Origin of the sequence: Microbacterium sp. M, assembly GCF_045181065.1 — a bacterium.
Taxonomy (GTDB): domain Bacteria; phylum Actinomycetota; class Actinomycetes; order Actinomycetales; family Microbacteriaceae; genus Microbacterium.
Map to the genome: position 1 here is coordinate 646,236 of NZ_CP173721.1, position 25,856 is coordinate 672,091.

A 25,856-nucleotide genomic window follows, 5' to 3' on the forward strand; every position below is an offset into this window, starting at 1 on the left:
CCCGCGTTACAGCGCCCGCACGTCGAACGTGCGGGCGCTCGGCTCCGCTGTCGGCGCAGTCGTCTCGAGGACACCGACCTCGGCATCCCATGTCCAGGTCCAGCCGGCGGCATCCGCCGGGAAGAACGGGGTCACCTCGAGTTCTCGCCCGCGAGCCCAGGGCAGTTGCAGGGATGCCGTGGCGTCGCCGGCGCGACGCCACACCGAGACGTAGGCCTGCGCGGCCGTGGCGTCGTGCAGGCCGAGGGAGACCCAGCCGGCCTCCCACGCGGGCAGGCCGAGCGGCCAGACGGGGTGGCGGTCGCGGATGTCGGTGAGAATCGTCTTCTGCGCGGCCACGGCGGCGCGCACGGCGTCGACCTCGACGGGCGTCATCCTGTTGAGGTATCCGGATAGGTACATGCGGCCGAGCACGCCGTTCACGAGGGCGAAAGTGCGCGCCTCCGCGCTCATCCCGGTCTGCGGATAGGCCCAGTTGCCGGCCTGCTCCGGCAGGATGGCCGCCGGGGCGGCCGCGGCGATCGACGCGTACGCGACGGGATCCTGCTGGTCCGAGGTCGACTGCATGTGCAGGCGCGACAGCAGCGCGTAGTCCATCCGCATCGCACCGGAGGAGCAGTTCTCGATGATGAGGTCCGGGTGGCGCTCCTGGACGGCGTCGATCCAGTCCAGCAGAGCCCTGGCGTGCTGGAGGTGCCCGTGGCCGGGCGCGAGTCCGCCGAGGTCGCTCCCCGGTCCGGTCATGGTGTTCTCGTCCATCTTGAGGAAGCCGATGCCGTAGTCGTCCACGAGGCGGTCGACCACGGCATCCAGGTGCGCACGGGCGGCGGGGTGGCGCAGATCGAGGAGGTGCCGACCATGCTCGGCGATGCGCACCCCGCGGCGCTGGAAGAACGCGTCGTCCGGCAGCGTCTCGGCCAGCGGGGAGCGCACGCCGATGACCTCTGGCTCCAGCCACAGCCCAGGTGTCATGCCGCGCGAGCGGATGTGCGCCGTCACCTCGGCGATGCCGCCGGGGAAGCGGACCGTCGACGGCTCCCAGGCTCCCACGCCGTCCCACCAGTGCCCGTCGGCATACCAGCCCGCGTCGATGCAGAAGTAGTCGGCGCCCGCCGCTGCGGCGGCATCGACGAGCGGGAGCAGCCGCTCGGTGGTCGGGTCGCCCATGAGGGTGTTCATGTAGTCGTTGAACACGACCGGAAGTGCATCGTCAGCCGCGCGGGGCTGCCGGATCGCGCGGCGGTGGTCGGTGAGTGCGCGCAAGGCATCCGTCGCATCGCCCAGCGCGACCGCGAGCGACACGGGGATCGAGGTGAACGTGTCGCCGTCGCGCAGCCGCACGCTCCACTGGTGCTCCTGGTCGGTGGGGCCGGACAGCAGCAGGTAGGCGCCGTGGCCGTTCTCCCCGAGTTCCGCCAGCCACGGGCCGTTGTGCTCGATCTGCCAGGCCAGTGCGTATCCGGCATCTGCGGCGGCCACTGCGGCGACGGGGACCTTTTCGCCGCTGGACCACGAGCCGCGGTTCCCGAGCGCGATGCGGGTGCGCGGCGGCTGGTGGTGATGCGCCTCCCGGAGGACGTCCACGAGGCCGGCGGCGCGGAGCGGTTCCACCCGCCACCGGCTCTCCGCGATCCAGTCGTTGTCGGCGTGTGCGAGGACCAGGGCGTCGACGGATTCCGCGCGCGCGTCGGCGAGGAAGGAGCCGGTCGCGAAGCTCGAGACGGCATCGATCACGAGGTCGCCGGCGACCGTGACCTCGGTCCAGGTGCGCAGGGCGGCCGTCGACCCGTGGGCCTCGAAGACGCTGGTCACGCGGATGCCGCGTTCGGCGTCGACCTGGGTGATGCGCAGCTCGTGCCGGCCGTCGTGCTCGGTGCGCGTCTCGGATGCGAAGCGGAGCTCGCGGCCGATGATGGTGTCCACGTGGCGGTAGCTTCCGGGGAACCGACCGTGGCCGAAGGCGGAGAGCTCGACGAGCGGCTGCTCGCCGTGACCGTCTGGAAGGACGGGGTCCGGCGCTGGTGACCCTGCGGGGCGCATGGCGAGCACCGACACGGGGCCGTCCTCGGGGGTGGCGAAGCGCACGGAGAGGCCTGGGGTCTCCCAGAGGATGCTGCGGTGGTCCGTTGTCATGGAAATCGGCGCTCCTTCGCGGCGGATGTGATGAGATCCTTTCAAGAGCGGCGGGATCCGCGCAACATACTATGTTCATTGAGGTGACAAACATGGCCGAGATGTCGGCACCGATGCGCGCGGCTCTGCTGGAGGTTCTCATCCACGGCGAACTGCCGCGCGCCGAGATCGCACGGCGGCTCCTGCTGTCCAGGGCGAGCCTGACCCGCATCACGAGACAGCTCGTCGACGGGGGCTTCCTGACCGAGGGCGAGACGCGGCTGGTCGGCCAGACCGGCCGACCGTCCGAGATGCTCTCGGTGCGCGCGGAGGCGCTGCACTTCCTCGGGATCAAGCTCACCGGCGACCGGCTCTACGCCGTCGTCACCGACCTGTCCGCGCGCATCGTCGCGGCTGCGGAACAGCCGATCGATTCCCGGGAGCCCGCGGATGTGGTGGCGCAGATCGCCGCCGTCGCCCGCGAGTTCGCCGAGGCGGGGCATGAGTTGTCGGCCGTCGGGATCGCATTGGCCGGTCGCGCTCGTCAGAGGCGCGAGGGCGCCATCGTCGAGCGCTCCGCGTTCCTGGACTGGACCGACGTGGCGCTCGGAACCCTGGTGGCGGAGGCCACAGGACTGCCGTGTTCTGTCGAGAACGACGTCCAGGCGCTGACGGCGACGGAGCACTGGTTCGGTGCGGGGGCGGGCATCGACGACATGGCGCTGATCACGGTCGGCGTCGGCATCGGGTGCGGGCTGGTCGTCAACGGCGAGGTCGTCGAAGGCGCGCACGCCCGGGCCGGCCAGATGAGCCACATGATCGTCGACGAGGCCGGACCCTACTGCGGGCTCGGTCACCGGGGGTGCGTATCGAGCCTGCTCGTGAATGCGGCGATCAGCAAGGCCGTGCGCCGGACCGAGGGCGAGTACGAGCAGTCCGTCGAGGACGCGCGCGACGGTGATCCGATCGCGCTGGCGGCGTTCGCCGATGCCGGACGTGCGCTCGGTGCGCTCATCGCCACGGTCGTGAACCTCGTCGACCCGAAGAAGGTCGTGGTCACGGGCGACGGGATCGCGGTGCACGAGCTGGGGGGAGACGCGATGCGCGCCGCGCTCGCCGAGCGACTCGACAAGGACGCCGCTGAGGTCGATCTGGACGTACGAGCGTGGGACTTCTCGAAGTGGGCTCGCGCTGGTGCCGGAATCGCGATTCGAGGGATGCTCATCTAGCCTCTTTGTTTCATATATTGACAAAGTAGGTCGGTGTGCGGGAATCTTATGCGGGCCGCACGGCCGTCACGACGGAGGTTCCTTCATGCCCACCATTCGCCGCTTCCATGCCGCGGGCGCTGCACTGCTCGTCGCGTTCCGCGACCACGGACTGCCCGAAGTCCTGCACTGGGGAGAGGACGTCGGCGACGTCTCTGCCACCGCGCTCCTCGCCCTCGACGAAGCGAGCGCACGGCAGATCTCGGCCAGCGCGCTCGACGTGGCGTGGCCGCTGACGATCCTGCCGACGGAGCGGGACGGGTGGGAAGGGCGTCCGGCTCTGTCCGGCGCGGTCGCCGGTGCGCCGTTGCACCCTGACTGGTCGGTCACAGACCTGGATGCCGACGAGCACGGCTTCTCGATCGTCGCGTCTGCGGACGGGATGACGCTGCACAGCGTGCTGCGCCTCGACGACGCCGGTGTGCTTCGGGTAGAGCATCGCGTGGTCAACGACGGCGATGCGCCGCTGACGATCGCCGCGCTCGACGCGACGCTGCCGGTCGCCGCCCGAGCGCGCGAGATGCTCGACTTCACCGGACGGTGGACGCGGGAGCGCTCGCCGCAGCGGCGTCCGGTCGCCATGGGTACGCATCTGCGCGAGTCGCGGCGCGGCCGGACGGGGCATGACGCCCCGACGCTCTTCGTGGCGGGGACGCCGGGTTTCGGCGACCGCTCCGGCGAAGTCTGGGGTGTTCATCTCGCATGGAGCGCGGACGCCGTGTACCGCACCGATCGGCTGCCGGAGGGGCGCAACGTGCTGGGTGCGGGGGAACTGCTGAGACCGGACGAGATCGTTCTCGCGCGCGGCGAGGAGTTCGCGGCGCCGACCGCCGTCTTCGTGTGGAGCGACGCCGGTCTGGACGGGCTGTCCGCGCGGCTGCATCAGTCGCTTCGCGCACGGACTGCACATCCGTCGGCTCCGCGTCCGGTGGTGTTGAACACCTGGGAGGCGGTCTACTTCGACCACACCCTCGAACCGCTGACCGCGCTCGCCGACGTGGCTGCCGAGGTCGGCGTCGAACGGTTCGTGCTCGACGACGGCTGGTTCCTCGGTCGCCGCAGCGATACGGCCGGGCTCGGGGATTGGCACGTGGACGGAACCGTCTGGCCGGACGGGCTCCACCCGATCGTCGAGCATGTGCAAGCACTCGGGATGGAATTCGGCCTCTGGGTCGAGCCGGAGATGGTCAGTCCGGATTCGGCCCTCGCGGCTGAGCATCCGGAATGGTTCCTTCGGATGCCGGGGCGGACCACGCGGTCGTGGCGCAACCAGTTCGTGCTGGATGTCGCCCAGCCCGAGGTCGCGGACTACCTGCTCGAGCGGCTGGGGGCGTTGCTGACCGAGTACCCGATCGAGTTCCTGAAGTGGGATCAGAACCGGGATGTGCTGGAAGCGGTGCATGCCGGGCGGGCGGGGATTGACGCGCAGACCCGGGCGGTGTACGCGCTGCTGGACGAGCTGCGTCGCCGGCACCCGGATGTCGAGATCGAGTCATGCTCGTCCGGCGGGGCTCGTGTCGACCTCGGCATCCTGGAGCACACTGATCGGGTCTGGGCATCCGACACGAACGACCCGCTCGAGCGCTCGCGCATCCAGCGCTGGACCGAACTGCTGCTGCCGCCCGAGCTGATCGGCAGTCATATCGGCCCCGCCACGGCCCACACGACCCAGCGGGCGACCGAGCTCCGGTTCCGGATCGCGACGACGCTGTTCGCGCACGGGGGCATCGAGACAGACATCACCCACCTCACCGCAGACGAGCGAGCGGACGTGAAGGCGTGGATCGGCGAGTACAAGCGCCTGCGCGGGCTCATGCACTCCGGTGAGCTCCTCCACGGCGACGGGGACGACGACGGGCAGGTGCTGACGGGCGTGGTGTCCTCGGACCGCCGTCACGGACTGTTCCGGCTGACGCGCGAGGCGACGGGGGAATGGGCGGTGCCGCCGGCGCTGCGCCTGCCAGGGCTCGACGCCGCGGCGGACTACCGCGTGCGGGTGGTCCCGGCGCTGTCGGCGAAGAGGTTCCTGGACGCGAAGCCGGTTCCGTGGATCGCCGAGGGGAGCTGCGAACTGCCCGGATCGCTGCTCGGCGCGGTCGGGGTCCGTGTGCCGCTGCTCGCGCCGGCATCCGCGCTCGTGCTCGAGGTCGAAGCCATCTGACGCGGTGCCGAACGCTCGATTCGCGCGGATGCCGTGTCTCACGTAAACTAATCCGCGGTGACGTGTCCGAGCGGCCGAAGGTGCAACTCTCGAAAAGTTGTGTAGGGTAACCCCCTACCGTGGGTTCAAATCCCACCGTCACCGCCACAGAAACCCCCGAGAAATCGGGGGTTTCGTCGTCTCCCGCGCTCCACAATCTGCGTGTGTCCCACACGGCGCTGATCGGCCCCCGTGTCACCCTCCGTGCTCCCGCCGCCGCGGATGCCGCCCCTAGTTGATTAGTCTCCTAGGGTGTGTTTCACTGACGTCATGACACTGTCCCGCATCATCCTCGGCTTCCTGGTCGTTCAGCCGATGACCGGTTACGACCTCATGCGTGCCTTCGCAACCTCCGCGGCGTACTTCTGGCGCGCCGACAAGGCGCAGATATACCGCACGCTCGCGAAGCTCGTCGACGAGCACCTCGCGCGCATCGAGGTCGTGCCGGGCACGAATGCTCCGGACCGCGTCGTCCACCACGTCACCGACCGGGGACGCGAAGCGCTGCACGCATGGCTCGTCGCCCGGCCGGAGTCGCAGGCGCCCCGCGACTCCTTCGTCGCCCGGATGTTCTTCGCCGGAGAGCTCGGCGATGATGAGATCTCGGCGCTGATCGAAGCCCGTGCAACGGACGCGACGACGGCGCGGGACGCGCTCGCCGCAGTCCGTGCCGAGACTCCGCATCCGGACCCGCGCTCGGACCGTGCGGGATGGTTGCGCTCCATGACTCTGGACCAGGGGATCCGTGAGCATGATGAGCATCTCGAATGGCTCGACGCGCTCAGGACAGGTCTCGGAGCGGAGGAGGGCTCGTGACGCGCCCGGTGCTCTTCCTCCACGGAGGCTCGGTCGGCGGCTGGAGCTGGGCCGAACAGGTGCCGGCCTTCCACGACCGTCTCGCTCTCGCTCCCGATCTGCCCGGGTACCTGTCGCGACGGGACGAACCGTGGGGCGATTTCGATGCCGTCGCGGCCCGGGTGGCGGCGTACATCGATGCGGAAGCGGGAGAGCCCGTCGACGTCGTCGGGCTGTCTCTCGGTGGGATCACTGCGCTGCACCTCGCCGCTCGCCATCCTCAGCACGTGGCGAGCGTGTTCGTCACCGGAGCCTCGGTGCTTCCGTACCGCTGGTCGATGCGCATGATGAATCGCGTGGCGCTCCTGCTCTGGTACCGGCGCTTCTACTGGGCGGGCATGGCCCGCCAGTTCGGCATGGAGGGCGAGGATGCAACGTGGTTCGTGGCGAACTGCCCCCCGATCTCACGTGCGAAGCTGACCGAGCAGCTGCGCGAGGTCTACCCGGGAGGCGTGACACGGCTGGAGGACATCGCAGCCCCGCTCATGGCGATCGCGGGCGAGCGCGAGATGCGGTACTTCCACGACAGCCTCGACGTGATCCGCGCGGCTCGTCCGGACGCGACGATCGGGCTCGCACCCGGAATGCACCATGCGTGGAACGCGGAGGATCCCGCACTCTTCAATCGCGTTCTGCGCTCCTGGCTCGACGAACGCACGGCGCACCCCGAGCTGCTGCCGTCGCCGCCGAGAGGATCCTGACGGGTCACCGCAGACGCACATCCTCCAGAGAATTGAGCTCGCGCCACGCGCCGGGCCTGGCCGCCGGCGCCGCAAGCACATCGGCTCCGACCAGCATCCCGAGATCGACACCCGCGGCATCCGCGATGTCGGCGATTGGCACCTGGAACGTGCGGAAAGCCCCCAGCGGCGGCGCAGCCAGCACCCCTTCGCGGACGTCGACGAGCTCGGACTGGTCCAGCAGGAAGCCGGCGGCCGCGAGACCGGTCGGGCCGTTCCACGCGGCGACCTTCCAGAACTTCAGGGGGATCCGGATGCCGCGGTACGGCGGATCCTCGGCCGCCAGCAGCGGAGCGGTGAAAACCGACACCCGCTGGTTCGTCGCCTGGGCGTACGACAGCACGTGGTCCTCCAATCCGAGCCAGAGCTCCTTGGACTGGTTGAACCCTGCGGCCTGCGGCGCGGCATTCGGATAGAAGAATGTCGCCTCGGTCGCCGCGCGCGCCTCGTCGAGGTCGCCCCACCCCGGGTCGCGCCGGCGCACGAGATGCCCGCGGTCGAGATCGTTGCGCGCATACACGTCGGGGCCGGCCTGCTGATCGGCATCCGCCCTCGGATCGAGCCGCCAGTCTCCTGACCTCGACACCGCGCGCAGCCGCGCGCCGTCGATGTTCACGCCGGTGACGGCCGCGAGCCGCCGCTCGGGATCGAGGAGAACAGTGAACCGCGGGTAGGGGAGAGCGAGAGTTTCACCGGCCGGCTGAGGCAGCGGCACCTCGGCATCCAGGAAGGTGGGATCGTAGCCGTCTGTCATAGGACCCAGCGTAGAATCGAGGTGCGACATCGCGACCGGGACGACCCGGATCGTGACATTCTTTCGGGGGACGGCCCCACCCGAAGGAGACAGCAATGCCTACGCGACTGGTCGGCCCCGCGGAGATCACCCGCATCGGGCTCGGATGGGGCGCCTTCGTCGTCCTGCTTCTGATCCACCCGATCCTGGACCCACCGGCGCCGCCCGTCACACTGATCCTGGCGCTGGCCGGGATCGTCGCGGTCGTCCTCATCTGCGCGTTCGGCGTGGTCAAGCAGGCCGAAGCCCTCGCGCACCGGCTCGGCGACCCCTATGGATCACTGGTGCTGACGCTCTCGATCGTCCTCATCGAGGTGGTCCTCATCGCCGCGGTCATGCTCGGCCCCGGTGATCACACGACCATCGCGCGCGACTCGGTGATGGCCGTGTCGATGATCATCCTCAATCTCGTGATCGGCCTCTGCCTGCTGGTCGGAGGCCTCCGCCACGGCGGACTGCGGCACAACCGCGTCGGCACCACCGCCTACCTGACGATGCTGATCGTCCTCAGCGTGCTCGCCTTCGGGCTTCCGGCGGCCATCGGCACCGACGGCGCGTACACGACCGGCCAGGAGATCCCGATCGTGGTGCTGACCCTCGCCGTCTACGTGTTCTTCCTCTTCCAGCAGATGGGCCCGAGGGCCGTCGACTTCACGGAGCCGGATGCTGCGGCATCCGCCCGTGTGGATGCCGGAACGCACACGCCCATCGGGGAAGTGCTGCGGGAGCACCGCCGCGAGATCATCACGCGCCTCGCACTTCTCGTCTTCACCGTGGTGCCCATCGTGCTGCTGTCGCACGACATGGCGGCGCTGCTCGATGACGGGCTCGGGCGGCTGGGCGCACCGCCGGCCCTGGCCGGCGTCCTCATCGCCGCGATCGTGTTCCTGCCCGAATCCATCACGTCGGTGCGTGCGGCACTGGCCGGCGAGGCGCAGCGCGTCAGCAACCTCTGCCACGGTGCACTCGTCTCCACGGTCGGCCTCACGATCCCGGCGGTCTTGATCATCGGCATGTTCACGGGACAGACGGTCGTGCTGGCCGAGACACCGGCGGACATGCTGCTGCTGGGGGCGACCCTCGTCCTGTCGGTCGCGACGTTCGCGTCGAAGAAGGCGACCGCTATGCACGGCGCGGCGCATCTCGTGATGTTCGCGGCGTACGTCCTCGTGCTGTTCAGCTGAGGGTGCGGACCGTCGGTCCGCACCCTCGGACTCACCCGGCGAGGACCCGTGCCGACGTCTGAGCCTGCAGGCTCAGCTCGGCTGCCTTCAGCGCATGCGCCTGCGTCATCGCGACCTCGGTCCGCTCGAGGCAGTCGCGGATCAACTGTCCGAAGAACGGGAAGCCTGTCCTGCCGTCGGCCTCGAAGCGATATTGGCCGTCCTGGTTGACCAGGAGCACCTGACCGCCGCCGTTGTCCGTCGTGATGTCGATGTATTTGCGCAGCTCGATATAGCCGTCCGTGCCGAGCAGGATCGTCCGTCCGTCCCCGAATACACCGAGCCCATCCGGAGTGAACCAGTCCACGCGGACGTACCCGGTCATCCCGTTGTCGAGGACGACGTGCGCGTCGCCGAAGTCCTGCAGCCCAGGGGTGTCGCGGTGCGCGTAGTTCGCGACGGTCGCGCTGACGATCTCGCCGTCGGTCGCTCCGGCGTAGAACAGCATCTGCTCGAAGTTGTGACTGCCGATGTCGCACAGGATGCCGCCGTATCGATCGGCCTCGAAGAACCAATCGGGGCGAGAGGTGCCGACACGGTGGGGGCCGAAGGCCGTGACCTGGAGGACGGTCCCGATGGCGCCCTGCGCCACGAGCTGTCCGGCGAGGATCGCAGCTTCGGAATGCACGCGCTCGCCGTAGTAGACGGCGTACTTCCGTCCCGTCCTGGCGGTCGCCTCCCGAACGGCGTCGAGCTGGGCGAAGGTCGTCAGCGGCGCCTTGTCCACGAAGAAGTCCTTCCCCGCGTCGATGACGCGCAGCCCCAGGTCGGCGCGCTCGGATGCGATGTCCGCACTCGCGACCAGACGCACGTCCGGGTCGCTCAGAACCTCGCGCTCGCTCGCGGCGACGCGCACCCCGGGGAAATGCGCGACGAATTCCGCCACCTTGACAGGGTCGGCGTCGTAGACCGAGCGCAGCGTCGCGCCGGCATCGATCAGGCCCCGCGTCATGCCGATCACGTGTCCGTGGGCGAGACCGACGGCGGAGAACACGAAGTCGCCTGGCCCGACGACGGGCTCGGGCAGCGGGTCGAAGACGTACGGTTGGTTCACTGCTGATTCTCCTGAGCGTGGGGGGTGCGGTTGGTGACGTCGTAGGTGCGCAGCCGACCGCACATGCCGAAGACCGGTTCGCCGGATGCGGGATCAGCGCGGCTCACCCGCGCTTCGCCGAGGTGCGACGCGGAGCCGGCAGCGATGGCCGTCGCCCGCTCGAGCTCCCGTTCCGCCTGGGCGAGAGGGCCCTGTTCGACGAGGGCGCCCCAGGTCTGCGCGCGCGAACGCACTCGTTCGACCGCCGCGGAATAGAAGGCATCGAGCGGTCCGCGGTCTCCCGCGACCACGGCGTCGCGCAGCGCTTCGAAGCCGGAGACGGCCAGATCGCGCCTGCGTGAAGCCCGTGCCGCGCGCCCGGAGACGTCACCGAGCGAGGTCGCCGACTCGTATGCTTCGGCATCCGCCACCACGTCCACCGGGAACGTGAGCACGGCATCTCCGGCCTCGGGCAATCCGTCGTTGCTCATCAGCACGATCACGCGGAGCTCGCCCTGGTTCACCGCGCGGTGCACGGTCCCCGGAGTGAACCAGACGACCGAGCCCGCCACGAGCGGAGTCTCGCGGTAGCCGTCAGCGTCGATCGTGTGCAGGGCGCCGTGCCCGGCGACCACGATGTACGCCTCGGTCGAGACCAGGTGCACATGCGGGCTGCCGCCGCAGATGCCATCCGGCGCGGCATCCGCATACACCTCCAGGTCGGTCAGCGATGTGCCGCCGGGGAAGGTGCTCACACCCGCACCGCCTCGGCGACGGAACGCTGCTTCTCGTAGAAGTGAGGTGCGGACGACACGAGATGGCCCGCGCGGTAGTACGGGTCGTCTTCGGACAGGGGGAGGGAGACGACCCTGCGATCGAAGCCCGCCTTGTAGATCGCTGTGACGACCTCGACGGCGTTGCGTCCGTCCTGGGCGTCGGCGATCGGCGCGCGTCCGGTGCGAATCGCATCGAGCATGTCGCCGATCTGCCCGGCATGGCCGTGATGGGCCAGCGGCTCGAGGTCGGCGGCGACGCGCTCTATCCGCGCGACCAGCTCGGCGTCGCGTTCGCGCTCGGGGAATCCGTCCGGCCGCGCCCGCTCGGCGACGACCTTCCAGGGCTGCGATACGCGCGCCTTCTCGCCCTGGACGACGATCTCCTGCTCCTCGCCGTGGTGCACGACGGAGCTCGTCAACTGGGCGAGGCCTCGGCCGTAGCGGAGCACCGCGACGGAGAGGTCCTCGACCTCCGCGTTGTCGTGCTGCGCATTGGCGAGCATGGCCGTGATCTCGCTCGGTCGGCCGAGCAGCCACAGCAGCAGGTCGATGTGGTGGATCGCGTGGTTGAGGGTCGATCCTCCGCCCTCCTTCTCCCAGGTGCCTCGCCACCACAGGTCGTAGTACGGCAGTCCTCGCCACCACGCGGAGTCGACGCGGACGTGCGAGATCGAGCCGAGCAGCCCGGAGTCCACGACGGCCTTCAGCGTGGCGAGGTCGTCGCGGAAGCGGTTCTGCGCCACGACGGAGAGCAGTCTTCCCGATCGCTGCTGCGCGGCGATCATCGCGTCGCACTCCTCGAGCGACGGAGCCATCGGCTTCTCCACGAGCACGTGCACCCCGGCATCCAGCGCTGCGACGGCCAGCGCCGCATGCGTCGACGGGGGCGTCGCCACGCTGACCAGGTCGAGCCCGGCCTCGGCGACCATGGCGAACGGGTCGTCGTACGCGACCGCGTCGGTCAGACCGAAGGCCTCGGCCTTCTGGGCGGCCTTGCCGGGGACGACATCCGCGAGCGCCACGATCTCGCAGTCCTCGCGGAATGCGAGATAACCGTTGATGTGGGCATCCGCGATTCCGCCGGTGCCGATGATTCCGATTCTGAGCATGTCTCTTTCCTTCGGGTGGACCAGTCGGTCCGGTGATGAGTGCGCAGCGCAGCGCAGTGGAGAGGGCGGCCCTTTTCGGACCGCCCTCCGGTTCAGCCGGCTGCGTCGATGGATTTCTGGAGGTCGGCGATGAAGCCGGTCGCCGCGGCCTCCGGGGTCTTGTTCCCGAACAGCACATCCTGCATGTAGCGCAGCAGCACCGCGTCCACGTCCGAGGCGCCGTTGGGGACGATCGCTGGCGCCTCTCCGAGGAAGGGAACCCGCGAGTCGGAGTACTCCACGGCCTTGACCTCCTCCGGAGTGAGATCGTCGCCGATCACGTCGAGCGTCGTGGAGATCGCGGGCAGGCCCCGTTCGCTGCCGATGATCTTCACGGCCTCGGGGTCGTTGAGGAAGAAGTCGATGAGCAGCGCCGCCTCGGCAGGATGCTTGGACTGCGACGAGACCGACCAGTACATGCCGGCCTTGAAGTAGTCGTACTCCTCCACGCCGCCGTCGGTCGTCGGGATCGGCAGGAGTTCGAGATTCGCCCCTGACGCCTGCGAGAAGACGGACACCTGCGTCGCCGTGATGAAGCTCGACGCGACGGTTCCGACGGCGAACGGCGTCTGATCGAGAGCGAGGCTCGAGGACTCGACCCAGGCGGATGCCGGCGCCGATGCACCGCCCGAGCTCGAATCGAGCGCGGTCTGGAAGAACGCCGTCATCGTCTCCGGATCGATCGCGACATCGCCGTCCTCGAACAGACTGTCATCGTTCTGCCTGGCGAACAGCTGCAGCATGAACTCGTTCTGAGCGAGCGATCCGCCGTACGTGCCGGACGGCGCGGCATCCGTCACGGATTTCGCCCAGGCCGTGTACTCCTCCCACGTCCAGGTGTCGGTGTTCTCCGGAAGGGGCACGCCGAGCTGATCGAGCAGATCGGTGTTGACGATCGTCGACATCGCCGACGTCGAGATCGGGATGGCGTACAGCCCGCCATCCGATTCGCCCATGCCGAGAACGCTCTCCTCCATCCCCTCCGTGCTGATGTCGTAGTCGGTGAGGTCGACGAGGGTGCCGCGGTCGGCATAGGAGGCGAGGTAGAGCTGGTCCATCTGGATGACGTCGGGGGAGTTCTTGCCGGCTGTCGAGGTGGCGAGCTTCTCCCAGTAGGCCGTCCAGTCCGAGAACTCACCTTCGACGGTGATGTTCGGGTACTTCTCCTCGAAGAGGTCGATCACTTCCTGGGTGCGCTGGTGCCGCGCGTCGCCGCCCCACCAGTACATCCGCAGGGTGACGGGTTCGTCGCTGAGTTCGGCCGGCTCCCCGCCGCCGCCTCCGGTACCGAGGCCGCAGCCGGCGAGGCCGAGCGCGAGAGTCGCGGCGACGATGCCGGCTCCGGCGCGAAGGGTGTTGCGCTTCATGGTGCTCCTTGTGTTCGAGACCTGAGTGGTCGGTCGGTGCCTACTTGAGGCCGGTGGTGGCGATGCCCTTGATGAGGAATTTTTGTCCGAAGGCGAAGATGAGGACGAGGGGGACGATCGACACGACGCTCATCGCGAACATCGCCCCGAAGGATGAACTCGATTGCGCGTCGATGAACGAGCGCAGTGCGATCGGCACGGTGTAGTTGCCGGGGCTGGTGAGGAAGATGAGCTGCGAGAAGAAGTCGTTCCACACCCAGATGAAGGTGAAGATCGTCGTCGTCGCGAGCGCGGGGGTCATCAGCGGCAGCAGGATCTGGAGGAAGATGCGGCCGTGACCTGCGCCGTCGATGCGGGCGGCCTCGTCGAGTTCCTTCGGCAGGCCCCTGATGAACTGCACCATCAGGAAGATGAAGAACGCATCGGTCGCGAGGAACTTCGGCACGATCAGGGGCCAGAACGAGTCGTTCAACCCCAGCTGCGCCCACAGGATGTACTGCGGGACGATCACGACGTGGATCGGCAGCATCAGCGTGACGAGCATGTAGGCGAACGCCGGCCTCTGGAAGCGGAACCGCAGCCGGGCGAACGCGTAGGCCGCGAGCGAGCAGCTGAACAGGTTCCCGATGATCGAGCCGAGCACGATCACGCCGGAGTTGAGGAGATACTGGCCGAATGGAGTGCCGAGCGCGGTCCATCCGTAGACGTAGTTCTCCCATTCGAAATCGGTCAGGATCAACGAGGGATTGGCGAAGATCTCGCCTTCTGGTCGCAAAGAGCTCACGACCATCCACAGCACGGGGTAGAGCGAGATGACGACCATGATGATCATCACCGCCTGCCGCAGGGCGCGTCCCCAGAGGGAACGGCTCTGCTGACGGTAGGGGCGGGGACCACGCCGACGAGTCGGTGTGACAAGGGTCCTGGTGGACAGATCTTCAGTCGTCATAATGCACCCAGTACTTGGAGAGCCAGAAGTTGATGGCGGTGAGGACGCCGATGATGATGAGCAGCAGCCACGCGAGTGCCGAGGCGTAGCCCATCCGGAAGGAGCCGAAGCCTTCCTGGTAGAGGTACAGCGTGTAGAAGAGCAGCGAATCGGCCGGACCGCCGGAGCCGCCGGAGACGATGAACGCCTGCGTGAAGGCGGAGAACGAGTTGATCACCGCGAGCACGAGATTGAAGAAGATGATCGGCGTGAGCAGCGGCAGGGTGATCGCACGGAAGCGCCACCACGCCGGAGCGCCGTCGGTGGCCGCAGCCTCGTAGAGCTCGGCGGGGATCTGCCGGAGCCCGGCGAGGAAGATCACCATGGGCGAGCCGAACATCCACACGTGCAGCAGGATGATCGTCGAAAGCGACGTCTCGGGGCTTCCGATCCAGCTCTGGTTCGACTCGATTCCGATCGCTCCGAGCAGGGCGTTGAGCAGACCGTCGGCGCCGAAGATCAGTCGCCACAGCATCGCGATGGCGACAGACGCTCCGAGAAGGCTCGGGAGGTAGAACGCCGAGCGATAGAAGGACAGGCCGCGCATGCCCTTGTCCAGCAGGATCGCCAGCCCGAGCGCGACCCCGAGCTGCAGCGGTACGCCGATCAGCACGTACAGGAACGTCACCAGCAGCGACTGATGCAGTCGTGAGTCGCTGATCATGCGCACGTAATTGTCGATGCCGACCCAGTTCGGATCCTGCAGCAGATTGAAGTCCGTGAAGGACAGATACAGCGACATCAGGATCGGGCCGAGAGTCAGGACGGCCGCGCCGAGGATGAACGGAGCGAGGAAGATCACCGCCGTCTTGTTGTCGGGCGCGGCGGCGCGTCTCTCCTCCCTCGTCCGCTTACTGCCGGTGCGGGCATGCGACATGCTCCGCAATTCAGCGATGCTCATGCTTCCTCCCCATCTTCGTTGATGTCGGTGCGCTTCTACTACGTACTATTAATACGTAGTACTAAGACGTATTGGCTACTATGGCAAAGCACGGATGCCGCGTCAACCGTTTTCTCGGATCGGCCGGGCCAGAGGGGAGCCGAGCATGGAGAAGAGAGCGACGAGTCGCGATGTCGCGCGATTGGCGGGAGTGTCGCAGTCGACCGTCTCGTTCGTGTTCACGGGCCGGGAGGGCATCTCGGAGCCGACGAGGAAGCGCGTCATGGCGGCGGCGGCCGAACTGCACTACCGGCCCAACCTCGCGGCGCGGTCCATGCGCACGCACCGGACGGGGCGTCTGGCGGTCGCCATGACCGTGTCGGCGCTGAATCCGCTGACGCTTCTGCACGGCGTGACGAACGCCGCCAACGAGGCCGGATATGCGGTCGAAGTCGTCTACGTCCCCGGTGAGCCGGAAGCACGCGCCGAACGGCTCGCCGAGATCGTCGCCTCCGAGGAATTCGAAGGCATCCTCTCGTTCACTCCCCTGCACGCACCGGTGCCGCCGATCGATCAGGCGCGGACCGTGGTCCTGTCGTTGAGCGAGTTCGACGAGCAGATGCACGTCACTGGAGAATTCACCGATGCGCGGCCCGTGGTCGAGATGATGGAACGCCTCGTCGAGCTGGGACACCACCGCTTCCTGCACATCACGGGCGAGCTCTCGTATCCATCGGCGATCGCCCGTCGTGACGCCTACCTCGCCACGATCGAGCGTCTCGGCCTCGAGTCCATGGGGGTGATCACGGGAAGCTGGCTTCCGGCTGCCGGTTTCGATGCGATCGAGGCGCTGCCGGACGACACCGCACCGTTCGCCCTCATCGCCTCCAACGACCTCGTCGCGACGGGCGCCATCCGCGCCGCGACGCTGCGCGGATGGTCGGTCCCGGGGCGCATGAGCGTGACGGGCTGGGATGACACCGATCAGAGCGCGTATCTGGTTCCGTCTCTGACGTCGGTCATCCAGGACCGCGAGTCGCTGGGTGAGAACTCCATGCGCCGACTCATCGCGACGGTGCGGCGCGAGCCGGTTCCCCCGCCGGCGACGGACCTGCAGCGCATCGTCTGGCGCGAGTCGATCGGGGCGCCGACCGCTTCCTGATTCGGTGTTCCCTCCCGCTACCGTGGGAGTCATGCCGCAGCTCATCCGCACGTTCGGGCGCATCGTCGCGCGGCACGGGGTCGTGCTCGTGGCCTGGTATCTGGGCGGCGAAGCCCTGCATGTACTGCTCGTGCAGCTCGCCGGGTTCGTCGGCGGCCATACGACGCTCGGCGGGCTCCTGCTGCTTCCGCTCGCGGTGGCGGCGAGGCTGGCCTCGTACGTCGCGATGTACCTGTCGGTGCGGCCGGCGCTGCCGCACATCGCCGCCGCGGAGCACAGCGGACCGCGCGAGTTCGGCGCGGCGATCCTGCCGGCGATTCTGCCGTTCTTCGCGTTCTACGCCGCGTGGGGGATGCTGACCGCCGACCAGATCGAGTTCATGAACATCGCCGCTCGCATCGCGCTCGAGGAGGTCGCGCTCGACGCGACGCAGCTGGGCGATCGCGGCGGACTCATCACCGCCGGAGTGCTTCCGATCACAGTGCTCGTCGTCGCGCTCGCCGCGCGGTTCGCCTTCGCCCGGTTCAGCGGGCGGCTGCCGACCTGGACGCTGATCCTCGCGACCTACGCCGAAGTCCTCTGGACCTTCATGCTGTTCACCCTCGTCGGGCAGTGGTGGGGCGACGCGCTCGACTGGGCAACCACGACGGCCGGCGCGCAGTGGCTCGACGGCATCGGCGACTGGTTCGCTGCGAACATCGCGGTGGTCGCGGTCGTGTGGGAAGCGGGCACATGGGTGTTCGGCATCCTGATCGCCGCTGTCATCGTGCCGGCCGCCTGGCTGCTCGTCGCCGGCGTCATCTACGGCACGACGTTCGAGAGCGCCGTGCCGCGGATGCTGCGCACGGCGACGGAGTCACGCGGATCGGCGGCGATCCTCGCCCGCACCCTGACCAGACGATTCGAGGACCTCTGGGCGGCGATGGCCGTCATCTGGCGCAGCGGCCCCGTGCTGTTCGGCGGCTACGCGCTGGCGTACTGCCTCTGGGCGCTCGCCGAACAACTCGGCACGCGTGGAGTGCTCCAAGCGATCGGCGGACACGACACAGATTTCTGGGCGGCTTACCTGCCGCTCATCCTGGTCGGCGTCGCCGCCATCGCGGAGCCGTTGCGGGTCGCGATCGTCGCGACGGCGTACGACGGCGTGATCGCGCGTCCCGGGTCCGGCCTGGAGCCGCGCGAGCCCGGTGGCCACGTGCTGTCAGAGCTCGACGGGGAAGCGGACGATGCGGCCATCCTCATCGGTGACGTTGAACCAGAACGGCCCTGACGCGTCGTCCGGGACGACGAACACCGCCAGGATGTCGTACGGGGGCGATTCCGCCTGGCAGCGGGATTCCTCGCCATCCGAGGGGATGTCGAGTTCCGACGTCGCGGGCGTCCACACGCGCCGGTCGTCCTGCGCGGTGAGCAGCAACGACCGGCACCCGGTGGCCTCGGCTCCGCCGGTCGAATGCACCCGGACGCTGACCGTGCGCGAACCTTCCGGAGCCTCGAACTCGTCGGCGCGGAGCGAGCTGCTGACCCGCGACGTCGACCGCCTCATCGGCGGACACCACGGTCACCTCGTCCGATTCGATCGACGGCACGACGTCGAACCACACGTGCACCGCGACGACGGCGACGACCGCCACGAGCAGGGCGATCAGTGAGGCACGACGCCCGGACCAGCGCATCAGGACCCCTCCCACTCGGGCGCGACGATCTCGATCTCGGCCTCGGACGGCAGGTCGTCGAGCGATAGGGGCAGCACGACCACATCGTCCAGCTGCGGTGTCGAGTACGAGGTGATCAGGCGCAGGTCGGCATCTCCGGCGTCCACGTCGGAGGGGAGTTCGAACGCGAGCATCCCGACCGTGTCCGTGCCGACGCGGAGCCCGGCACCCAGCAGTGAGTCCCGCATCCGCTCGCTCGCGTGGAAGGTGCGGTCGCCGACCTCGAGCGCCGCGATGATCACCGCGGCGTCCACCTCGGTCTGCGGTGCGGACGCCGCCACGGTCACGACGATCCAGTTGCCGTCGGCTTCCCAGTCGCCGGTGCTGACGCGCTCGGCGAAGGCCGCATCACGGACCTGCGCGGTCAGAGTGCGGCCGGTCGCGGCATCGCCCGCTCCGCCACGGATGGAGAAGGCCTGCGTCAGTGCGATGTCCGGGGGAGTGAGCGCGACCGCAACCCCGGCGACGACTACGAGGGCCGCGCCGATGGCCCAGGGGGCGCCTCGCCTCATGACGACTCCAGCGGAACGACGATCCGGGCCACGAGATCGCCGCGGTCCCAGCTGATGTGGTCGGACGAGAGGATCACCTTCCCGGTGGTGATCTCGGGTTCGTGGACATCGAGCCGGAGGATGCCGTCGGCGAGCGAGCCCTCCGGCACCGGCCAGGCGATCTGCACTTCGGCGGGCACATCGGGCTGGAGCACGACGGTGCCGGGCGAGCCGTCGGTGCGCCAGGACCTGGCGTAGTCCGTCGGCTCCGCATCGACCAGGGCCAGCAGAGGGGCGGCGGTGTTCACGAGCCGAGCTTCGACGCGGTCCACCGATCCGCCGATGTCGATCGGCCGGTCGGACAGATTCTCCACGCGGAGTGTGGCGACCACGAGGGTTTCGCCCGGGTCGGCCTCCATCCGGTCCTCCACGACGTCCGTGGTCTCGGCATCCAGGACCGTGACGGCGTACAGCGAGGTGCGGGCCTCCTCATCGACGCCGATCTCCGTGGGGGAGGCGGAGGCCGGGCGCAGCCCGCCGAAGCCGACGAAGACGGCCGCGATGATGGTTGCGACAAGGATCGCCGCCCAGAGGGGAGAGCCCAGTGAGGCGAGCGCGCGCCCGGATCCGGCGGCTGCCCGGCGCACCGCACCGGGAGTCTCGTCGGTCCTCATCACGCCGAAAGCATAACGGCCTCGTACGCATGCTGTGGCGTGCCGGGGTCAGCGACCCCTACTATTCGCCTAAGGGGAGATCACGATCCAGTGCGGGGAGACGCTGACGTGTTGACAACGCTGCTCGGCAGCAAGATACAGGTACCGACCGTCCGTGAGGCGGGAGTCAGCAGGGGGACGCTCATCGAGCGCGCTCGGGCGAGCGGCGCGCGCGTGGTGTCCGTCGCGGCACCGGCGGGATACGGCAAATCCACGCTGCTCGCGGAATGGGCGGCCACCGAACGGCGTCATGTCGCGTGGGCATCCCTCGACCGCACCGATGTCGATCCCGCTGCGCTGCTCTCGGTGATCGCTGCGGCATCCGCCGCGCTGTCACCGACCATCGCGAGTGTCGCAGACGACCTGCGGGGGATCGGCACTGCGGCGCTCGGACGCTCTGCACCTCTGCTGGCCGGTGCGCTCGCCGCAGCGCCCGAGGATTTCGTCCTGTTCGTCGACGACCTGCACTGGGCCGAATCCGACGAATGCCAGGACGCATTGGAGATCCTGCTCGCTCGTGTGCCACCCGGCTCTCAGGTGGTGATCGCCGGTCGGCGCGAGTCCGCCCTCGTCTGCCGACTGCGCGCCGTCGGCGACGCGTGGGAGATCGGCGTGGACGACCTGTCGCTCGGGCAGGACGGCGCGCGCGCGATCTTCGACAGCGCCGGTGCCGGGCATATCGCCGACGAGCGCCTGGGCGCCATCGTCGAGCACTGCGAGGGGTGGCCCACCGGACTGTTCCTGTGCGCACTGGTCGCCCGGAGCGGTGGGGATCCGACGGCCGTGACCGGGGACGATCGGTTCGTCGCCGACTACCTCTACCGTGAATGCGTTTCGCGACTGCCCGCCGACATGCAGGCGTTTCTCCGTCGCAGCTCGGTGCTCGAGCAGCTGTCGGCGGCATCCTGCAACGCCGTGCTCGGGATCGAGGACTCCCGCGCGCGCCTCGCGGAGATCGAGGCGGCGAACCTGTTCCTGATCGGGCTGGACCGGCACCGGGGCTGGTTCCGTTTCCATCCGCTATTCCGTGAGTTCCTGATCACAGAGCTCGAGCGCGCAGAGGGGGCTGCAGCAGTCGTCGGGTTGCACACGCGTGCGGCCGACTGGCACGAGCGCGGCGGCGCGTCCGCCGAGGCCGTCGAGCACCTCCTGCAGGCAGGCGAGGTCGAGCGCGCTGCGGAGCGCGTCGCCGAACTCAGTCTGCCGATGTACCAGCTGGGGAAGGTGTCCACCGTCAAACGGTGGCTGGCGGAACTCGGCGACGACGTCGTGCGCAGCTATCCGCCGCTGATCGTCATGATGACCTGGAGTGGCATACTCCTCGGCGACGTCCCGGTCGGGGAGCGCTGGTCGGGCGTGCTGGAGGCCTTCGACATCGGCACGCTGCCGGCACACGAGCGACCCGCTTTCGCGTCCGCGAGATCGATGATCCGGGCGGCGCTGTGCATCAACGGGGCCGAGCAGGTGCTCGCGGAGGCGGCCTTCGCGATCGAGTACGAGCCGGAGACCAGTCCGTGGCGGGATCAGGCACTGCATCTCTGGGGATCGGCGTGCCTGCTCGTCGATGAGCGGGCGAAGGCCGAGGCTGCTTTCGAAGAAGCCGTCGATGTCGCGATCGCAGCAGGAAACGCCGACACGGTCATCCTCAGCGCACCTGAGCTCGCACTGTTCGCCATCGACGAGCGGAATTGGGGCGCCGCGCGCGACCATGTGCATCGCGCCGTCGCGGCGATCGATGCCAGTCACATGGAGGGATACCCCACGACGGCGCTCGCGCTGGCGGTGGCATCCCGCGTCGCCGTGCACGACGGCGATCGGGAACGCGGGTTGCGGCTGATCGCCCGCGCGATGCGTGCGCGCATCGGCTGCACGAGTCTGCTGCCGTACGTGTCGGTGCGGGCGCGGATGCAGCTGATCCTGGCGCACCTCGCCGTCGACGACCGGGCAGCGGCTCGGCATCTCATGCGCGAGATCGACGAACTGCTGCGTCGCCGCCCTGATGTCGGTGTGGTGTCTGCCCAGGTCGAGAAGCTGAGGAGCTCACTGGCCGCGGAGCCGGCGGCGGGCGGCAGCGTGCCGTTGACGCCGGCCGAGCTCCGTCTGCTGCCGTATCTGCAGACGCACCTCACGATCGCGGAGATCGGCCGTCGGCTGTTCATCTCCCGCAACACGGTGAGCTCGGAGGTGGGGTCCATCTACCGCAAGCTCGGTGTCACGACGCGCGGAGCGGCAGTGGACCGCGCGAACGAGGTCGGGTTGCTCGGCCGCTGATCGGCTCAGATCTCCGCGTCGGTCACGAGATCGTCGCCATGACCGAGTGCAGCGGCGATCCGAGGGGCGGCGGCGACGGTCCGGGGCAACCCGACATCGCCGATCAGCCCCTCCAGCACCGCGACGATCTCCTGCAGCGAGGCACCGGCGGTGACGGCCTCATCGATCACGGAGCGCATCGACGCAGCAGGAGCATCCGTTGCGATCAGCGCTCCGATGCGCACGAGCGACACGGTGTGCGCATCCAGAGCGTCGGACCAACCGGGATCATCGGCTGCGTCGTCGACCGGGTCGTCGATGCACAGGCGTCTCAGCCTTTCGACGGCATCCACATCAGCCTCCTCAGGGGCTTCACCCGCTGGTGAGCGAAACCCGCTGCCCTCAGTGCATCGCGAGCGACTGCCCAGCGCACCATGCGAATCGTGTGATCCGGTGCACGATTCGCCCTGATCACACGATTCGCATGATGCGTCCGATTCCGCCGCGTGGATACCGTGACGCAGGGCCGCCGCTCGGTGTCCCGCTGAACGCTCGGAAAGGGCACCGTCATGGGTTTCTTCGACTTCCTGCTGTGGATGCTGTGGATCTATCTCGTCATCCTCTGCGTCTGGACCTTCATCTGGATCTTCATGGACGTGTTCCGGGACAGCACGCTGAGCGGATGGGGCAAGGCGGGATGGGTGATCCTGCTCATCGTGCTGCCTTTCCTCGGCGCGCTGATCTACCTGATCGCCCGGGGTGGCGCGATGGCCCATCGCCAGTCGACCGAGATGCATGCGGCCGCCCAGGCGAACGCGGACTACATCCGCAGCGTGGCCGGGACATCCACGTCGCCGTCCGCCGAGATCGAGCGAGCACAGGGGCTGCTGTCGTCCGGCGCGATCTCGCAGTCCGAGTTCGACGCTCTGAAGGCCAAGGCGCTCGCCGCCTGAGCGGAAGGGAGACACGACATGGATGATCTGGAATTCGGACCCGTCGAGTTCGTTCTCGCCGATTTCGCCGGCGAAATGCCCGACCCGCTCGTGATCGAGGCGATCGCGCAACTCGTCGACGCGGGAACAGTACGGCTCATCGATCTTCTGCATGTCTCGCGCGACGCGGACGGCACGGTCCGCTGGCTCGAGGTCGACGACGCCGGCATCGAGCTCGGCAGCATCGATCTCGCTGCGTCGGGCCTCGTTTCGCACGAGGACGTCGAAGAGCTCGCCGAGGGGCTGCCGCCGGGAAGATCGGCACTGCTGCTCGCCGTCGAACTGCTGTGGGCGAAGCATCTCGCTTCCGCCGTGGTAGCGGCCGGTGGGCGGGTCGTCGACTCTGTCCGCATCCCCGCGCCGATCGTGAACGCTGTCGTCGCCGAAGCCGTCGGCGTCTGAGGAAAGGACGAGGATATGCCGCTCATGAGACGAATGGGACGACCGGGCCTGATCGGGATGGCCGCGCGCACAGCCGTCGTCGCCGGGACCGCGAGCGCCGTCAGTGGAAACGTGGCCAGGCGCCAGCAGGGCCGTGCCGACGCCAAGAACGAGCAGCACCAGTACGAGCTGCAGCAGGAGGCTGCTGCGATGGCGCCGCCCGCGCCGGCCGCAGCACCGCCCGCGCCGGTCGCGGGCGGCACCGATGTCGTCGCGCAGCTCCAGCAGCTGGCGACGCTGAAGGCCCAGGGCGTCCTCAGTGAGGGCGAGTTCGAGGCGGCCAAGGCGAAGCTGCTCGGCTGATCCGCCGCGGCACAGGAAGCAAGGCAAGGAGACGACATGACCGAGGACACCCGGACGATCGCGGGAGCGCCGCTTCCGCCCAGCAGAACACTCCCATTCCCACCGAAGGCGTCAGGGAGCTTCGCCGGGCGCACGCTCGCCGACTCGACGTATGCTCCGCTGCCGCCCGAACGCCATCTCGGTGACGACGCCCCCAACATCCTCGTCATCCTCATCGATGATGCGGGGCCGGCCTTGCCTGCGCCCCTCGGCGGAGCGATCGACACACCGACCCTCGAACGCATCCGCAACGAAGGACTCGGGTTCAATCGGTTCCACACCACCGCGATGTGCTCGCCGACCCGTGCGTCGCTGCTCACCGGTCGCAATCATCACCGCGTGGGGGCCGGCCAGATCGCCGAACTCGCGAACGACTGGGACGGCTACTCAGGGCACATCCCGAAGTCGAGCGCGACGATGGCCGAGGTTCTGCGCAACTACGGGTACTCGACGGGCGCGTGGGGCAAGTGGCACAACACGCCCGCCGAGGAGACCACCGCCACCGGGCCGTTCGACCGCTGGCCGACCGGATACGGGTTCGAGTACTTCTACGGCTTCCTCGCGGGGGAGGCGTCGCAGTACGAGCCGAACCTCGTGCGCAACACGTCGACGGTTCTCCCACCGAAGACGCCGGAGGAGGGGTATCACCTCAGCGAGGACATCGCGGACGACGCGATCGGCTGGCTGCGAGACCACAAGACGACAGCTCCGGACAAGCCGTTCTTCATGTACTGGGCGACCGGCGCCATTCACGGACCGCACCACATCATGAAGGAATGGGCGGACAAGTACCAGGGTCGCTTCGATGACGGCTGGGACGTCTACCGCGAGCAGGCGCTGGAAGGCGCCAAGGCGGCCGGATGGGTGCCGCAGGATGCCGTGCTCACACCGCGCCCAGACAACCTGCAGGGCTGGGACGAGATCCCGGACGACCAGAAGCCTTTCCAGGCTCGTCTCATGGAGGTCTGCGCCGGTTTCGGCGAGCACGCCGACGTCCAGGCCGGGCGCGTGGTGGAGGCGCTCGATGAGCTCGGCTACGCCGAGAACACGCTCATCGTGTACATCTGGGGCGACAACGGCTCCTCGGGGGAGGGGCAGAACGGCACGATCAGCGAGCTGCTCGCGCAGAACCAGATCCCGACCACGATCGAACAGCACATCGCCGCGCTCAATGAGCTCGGCGGTCTCGACGCGCTGGGCACGGCGGCGACCGACAACCAGTACCACGCGGGATGGGCCTGGGCCGGATCGACGCCCTATCAGGGCATGAAGCTCATGGCTTCGCATCTCGGCGGCACGCGCAATCCGATGTTCGTGAGCTGGCCGAAGCGCATCGCGCACGACCCGAAGCCGCGTTCGCAGTTCCACCACGTGATCGATGTCGTGCCGACGGTCTACGAGATCCTGGGCATCTCCGCGCCGGACTCGGTCAACGGCATCCCGCAGGATCGCATCGACGGGACCAGCTTCGTCTACGCGATCGACGACGACGCGGCCGACGAACGCCATCGGACCCAGTACTTCGAGATCATGGGCAGCCGCTCGATCTACGCGGACGGCTGGCTCGCCTCGGCGACCGGTCCGCGTCTGCCATGGGTGCCTGGTGCGCCTCCCGGAATCGCGACCTGGACGCCGGACCAGGATCCGTGGGAGCTGTACCACCTCGACGAGGACTGGAGCCAGGCGCATGACCTCGCATCCCTTCATCCCGAGAAACTCGCCGGGATGAAGGAGCTCTTCGCGATCGAGGCGGCCAAGAACGACGTGCTGCCGGTCGGAGCCGGACTCTGGGTGGTCGTCTTCCACCCCGAATATCGCATCTCGGTGCCGTACACCGAATGGGATATGACCGGCGACACCGTTCGGGTGCCGGAGTTCTGCGCCCCGGCGCTCGGCAACAAACCGAACACGGTGACGCTTCACGCGACGCTCCCGGAGCGGGCGAACGGCGTGCTGTACAAGCTCGGCGGCGCCGGCGGCGGGCTCACCTGCTTCCTCGTCGACGGGGTGCTCACGTACGAGTACAACCTGTTCCTGGTGCAGCGCACGACGATCGCATCGCCCGACCCGCTGCCGGCCGGCGACGTGACGATCGAGGTCGACACGACGTACGTCGAGCCGCGACCAGGTGGCCCGCTGTCGGTGACGCTGCGTGTCGACGGGGCAGAGGTGAGTTCTGGCATCGTCCCGATCAGTGCACCGCTGTTGTTCTCGGCGAACGACTGTCTCGACATCGGGCGCGCGTACGGCGGCGCGGTCTCGCGGGCCTACGCCGACCGGATGCCGTTCGCGTTCGAGGGCACGATCGGAAAGGTGCACATCGCATACAGCAGTTGACCGAGGGCAACGGTTGCTGTTTGGCAACTA

The 25,856-nt window shown here is 68.4% G+C and carries 25 protein-coding genes and 1 tRNA gene; 14 read left to right on the forward strand and 12 right to left on the reverse strand.

All coding sequences use genetic code 11. From position 1 onward, the window contains the following. Positions 1 to 6: 6 nt before the first annotated feature. Complete coding sequence (locus ACI7YT_RS02975; protein WP_406248982.1) at positions 7 to 2,133, reverse strand: glycoside hydrolase family 36 protein; 2,127 nt, start codon at positions 2,131 to 2,133, stop codon at positions 7 to 9. Positions 2,134 to 2,225: 92 nt separating this feature from the next. Between ACI7YT_RS02975 and ACI7YT_RS02980 the strand changes: the two genes are divergently transcribed. The 5 genes from ACI7YT_RS02980 to ACI7YT_RS03000 all read left to right on the forward strand — a co-directional run bounded on the left by ACI7YT_RS02980 (position 2,226) and on the right by ACI7YT_RS03000 (position 7,136). Beyond that, entirely contained in the window at positions 2,226 to 3,341 is a 1,116-nt protein-coding gene (locus ACI7YT_RS02980; RefSeq protein ID WP_406248983.1) for an ROK family protein, read from the forward strand. Positions 3,342 to 3,426: 85 nt separating this feature from the next. Continuing rightward, on the forward strand, positions 3,427 to 5,541 hold the full coding sequence (locus ACI7YT_RS02985) for an alpha-galactosidase (RefSeq protein ID WP_406248985.1): 2,115 nt from the start codon (positions 3,427 to 3,429) through the stop codon (positions 5,539 to 5,541). A gap of 56 nt (positions 5,542 to 5,597) precedes the next feature. Further along, positions 5,598 to 5,688: transfer RNA gene (locus tag ACI7YT_RS02990), tRNA-Ser, on the forward strand. A gap of 162 nt (positions 5,689 to 5,850) precedes the next feature. Next, positions 5,851 to 6,396: a PadR family transcriptional regulator gene (locus tag ACI7YT_RS02995; RefSeq protein ID WP_406248986.1), complete on the forward strand. Its 546-nt coding sequence runs from the start codon at positions 5,851 to 5,853 to the stop codon at positions 6,394 to 6,396. After that, complete coding sequence (locus ACI7YT_RS03000) at positions 6,393 to 7,136, forward strand: alpha/beta fold hydrolase (protein ID WP_406248988.1); 744 nt, start codon at positions 6,393 to 6,395, stop codon at positions 7,134 to 7,136. Before ACI7YT_RS02995 ends, ACI7YT_RS03000 begins: the two co-directional genes overlap by 4 nt. Before the next feature lie 4 nt (positions 7,137 to 7,140). On the opposite strand, the gene ACI7YT_RS03005 is transcribed toward ACI7YT_RS03000, so the two are convergent. Next, positions 7,141 to 7,929 (reverse strand): DNA/RNA non-specific endonuclease, encoded by a 789-nt coding sequence (locus ACI7YT_RS03005; RefSeq protein WP_406248989.1) that lies wholly within the window; start codon positions 7,927 to 7,929, stop codon positions 7,141 to 7,143. Between the two features lie 95 nt (positions 7,930 to 8,024). On the opposite strand from ACI7YT_RS03005, the gene ACI7YT_RS03010 reads away from it, so the two are divergent. Further along, positions 8,025 to 9,152, forward strand: a complete 1,128-nt coding sequence (locus ACI7YT_RS03010) for a calcium:proton antiporter (protein WP_406248990.1) — start codon at positions 8,025 to 8,027, stop codon at positions 9,150 to 9,152. Between the two features lie 31 nt (positions 9,153 to 9,183). Here ACI7YT_RS03010 and ACI7YT_RS03015 read toward each other — a convergent pair whose 3' ends face one another. From ACI7YT_RS03015 to ACI7YT_RS03040, 6 genes are all read right to left on the reverse strand, one after another. Continuing rightward, on the reverse strand, positions 9,184 to 10,245 hold the full coding sequence (locus ACI7YT_RS03015) for a Gfo/Idh/MocA family protein (RefSeq protein WP_406248991.1): 1,062 nt from the start codon (positions 10,243 to 10,245) through the stop codon (positions 9,184 to 9,186). Further along, the gene (locus ACI7YT_RS03020) at positions 10,242 to 10,979 is read right to left on the reverse strand and encodes a cupin domain-containing protein (protein ID WP_406248992.1); all 738 of its coding nucleotides are present in this window, start codon (positions 10,977 to 10,979) and stop codon (positions 10,242 to 10,244) included. The genes ACI7YT_RS03015 and ACI7YT_RS03020 overlap by 4 nt, the downstream gene beginning before the upstream one ends. After that, complete coding sequence (locus tag ACI7YT_RS03025) at positions 10,976 to 12,109, reverse strand: Gfo/Idh/MocA family protein (RefSeq protein ID WP_406248993.1); 1,134 nt, start codon at positions 12,107 to 12,109, stop codon at positions 10,976 to 10,978. The genes ACI7YT_RS03020 and ACI7YT_RS03025 overlap by 4 nt, the downstream gene beginning before the upstream one ends. Before the next feature lie 92 nt (positions 12,110 to 12,201). Further along, complete coding sequence (locus ACI7YT_RS03030) at positions 12,202 to 13,515, reverse strand: ABC transporter substrate-binding protein (RefSeq protein ID WP_406248995.1); 1,314 nt, start codon at positions 13,513 to 13,515, stop codon at positions 12,202 to 12,204. 40 nt (positions 13,516 to 13,555) lie between these two features. After that, positions 13,556 to 14,464 (reverse strand): carbohydrate ABC transporter permease, encoded by a 909-nt coding sequence (locus ACI7YT_RS03035; RefSeq protein ID WP_406248996.1) that lies wholly within the window; start codon positions 14,462 to 14,464, stop codon positions 13,556 to 13,558. After that, complete coding sequence (locus ACI7YT_RS03040; RefSeq protein WP_406248997.1) at positions 14,454 to 15,404, reverse strand: carbohydrate ABC transporter permease; 951 nt, start codon at positions 15,402 to 15,404, stop codon at positions 14,454 to 14,456. Before ACI7YT_RS03040 ends, ACI7YT_RS03035 begins: the two co-directional genes overlap by 11 nt. Before the next feature lie 145 nt (positions 15,405 to 15,549). Between ACI7YT_RS03040 and ACI7YT_RS03045 the strand changes: the two genes are divergently transcribed. Together ACI7YT_RS03045 and ACI7YT_RS03050 are read left to right on the forward strand one after the other, a co-directional pair. After that, complete coding sequence (locus ACI7YT_RS03045; RefSeq protein ID WP_406248999.1) at positions 15,550 to 16,545, forward strand: LacI family DNA-binding transcriptional regulator; 996 nt, start codon at positions 15,550 to 15,552, stop codon at positions 16,543 to 16,545. 31 nt (positions 16,546 to 16,576) lie between these two features. Beyond that, entirely contained in the window at positions 16,577 to 17,815 is a 1,239-nt protein-coding gene (locus ACI7YT_RS03050; protein WP_406249000.1) for a hypothetical protein, read from the forward strand. On the opposite strand, the gene ACI7YT_RS03055 is transcribed toward ACI7YT_RS03050, so the two are convergent. Next, entirely contained in the window at positions 17,747 to 18,004 is a 258-nt protein-coding gene (locus tag ACI7YT_RS03055) for a hypothetical protein (protein ID WP_406249002.1), read from the reverse strand. The two genes, ACI7YT_RS03050 and ACI7YT_RS03055, sit on opposite strands and share 69 nt — an antisense overlap. Positions 18,005 to 18,017: 13 nt before the next feature. Here ACI7YT_RS03055 and ACI7YT_RS03060 point away from each other — a divergent pair, with 13 nt between their 5' ends. Continuing rightward, positions 18,018 to 18,197 (forward strand): hypothetical protein, encoded by a 180-nt coding sequence (locus ACI7YT_RS03060; RefSeq protein WP_406249003.1) that lies wholly within the window; start codon positions 18,018 to 18,020, stop codon positions 18,195 to 18,197. A 23-nt stretch (positions 18,198 to 18,220) separates the two neighbouring features. Here ACI7YT_RS03060 and ACI7YT_RS03065 read toward each other — a convergent pair whose 3' ends face one another. Both ACI7YT_RS03065 and ACI7YT_RS03070 read right to left on the reverse strand, forming a co-directional pair. Continuing rightward, positions 18,221 to 18,772 (reverse strand): hypothetical protein, encoded by a 552-nt coding sequence (locus tag ACI7YT_RS03065; protein ID WP_406249005.1) that lies wholly within the window; start codon positions 18,770 to 18,772, stop codon positions 18,221 to 18,223. Then, positions 18,769 to 19,428, reverse strand: a complete 660-nt coding sequence (locus ACI7YT_RS03070) for a hypothetical protein (RefSeq protein ID WP_406249006.1) — start codon at positions 19,426 to 19,428, stop codon at positions 18,769 to 18,771. The genes ACI7YT_RS03065 and ACI7YT_RS03070 overlap by 4 nt, the downstream gene beginning before the upstream one ends. A 105-nt stretch (positions 19,429 to 19,533) precedes the next feature. Between ACI7YT_RS03070 and ACI7YT_RS03075 the strand changes: the two genes are divergently transcribed. Further along, positions 19,534 to 21,735 (forward strand): AAA family ATPase, encoded by a 2,202-nt coding sequence (locus ACI7YT_RS03075; protein ID WP_406249007.1) that lies wholly within the window; start codon positions 19,534 to 19,536, stop codon positions 21,733 to 21,735. A gap of 5 nt (positions 21,736 to 21,740) precedes the next feature. Here ACI7YT_RS03075 and ACI7YT_RS03080 read toward each other — a convergent pair whose 3' ends face one another. Beyond that, positions 21,741 to 22,067, reverse strand: coding sequence for a carboxymuconolactone decarboxylase family protein (locus ACI7YT_RS03080; protein ID WP_406249008.1), 327 nt, complete (start codon positions 22,065 to 22,067; stop codon positions 21,741 to 21,743). Positions 22,068 to 22,283: 216 nt separating this feature from the next. On the opposite strand from ACI7YT_RS03080, the gene ACI7YT_RS03085 reads away from it, so the two are divergent. The 4 genes from ACI7YT_RS03085 to ACI7YT_RS03100 are packed head-to-tail and all read left to right on the forward strand — an operon-like array spanning position 22,284 to position 25,826. Then, complete coding sequence (locus tag ACI7YT_RS03085; protein ID WP_406249010.1) at positions 22,284 to 22,667, forward strand: PLDc N-terminal domain-containing protein; 384 nt, start codon at positions 22,284 to 22,286, stop codon at positions 22,665 to 22,667. A gap of 18 nt (positions 22,668 to 22,685) precedes the next feature. Next, complete coding sequence (locus ACI7YT_RS03090; RefSeq protein ID WP_406249012.1) at positions 22,686 to 23,108, forward strand: DUF6325 family protein; 423 nt, start codon at positions 22,686 to 22,688, stop codon at positions 23,106 to 23,108. Between the two features lie 33 nt (positions 23,109 to 23,141). Continuing rightward, a complete protein-coding gene (locus tag ACI7YT_RS03095) occupies positions 23,142 to 23,450 on the forward strand; it encodes an SHOCT domain-containing protein (protein WP_406250479.1) in 309 nt (102 codons plus the stop codon). Positions 23,451 to 23,486: 36 nt separating this feature from the next. Then, positions 23,487 to 25,826, forward strand: coding sequence for an arylsulfatase (locus tag ACI7YT_RS03100; protein ID WP_406249013.1), 2,340 nt, complete (start codon positions 23,487 to 23,489; stop codon positions 25,824 to 25,826). The last annotated feature ends 30 nt before the right edge of the window (positions 25,827 to 25,856 follow it).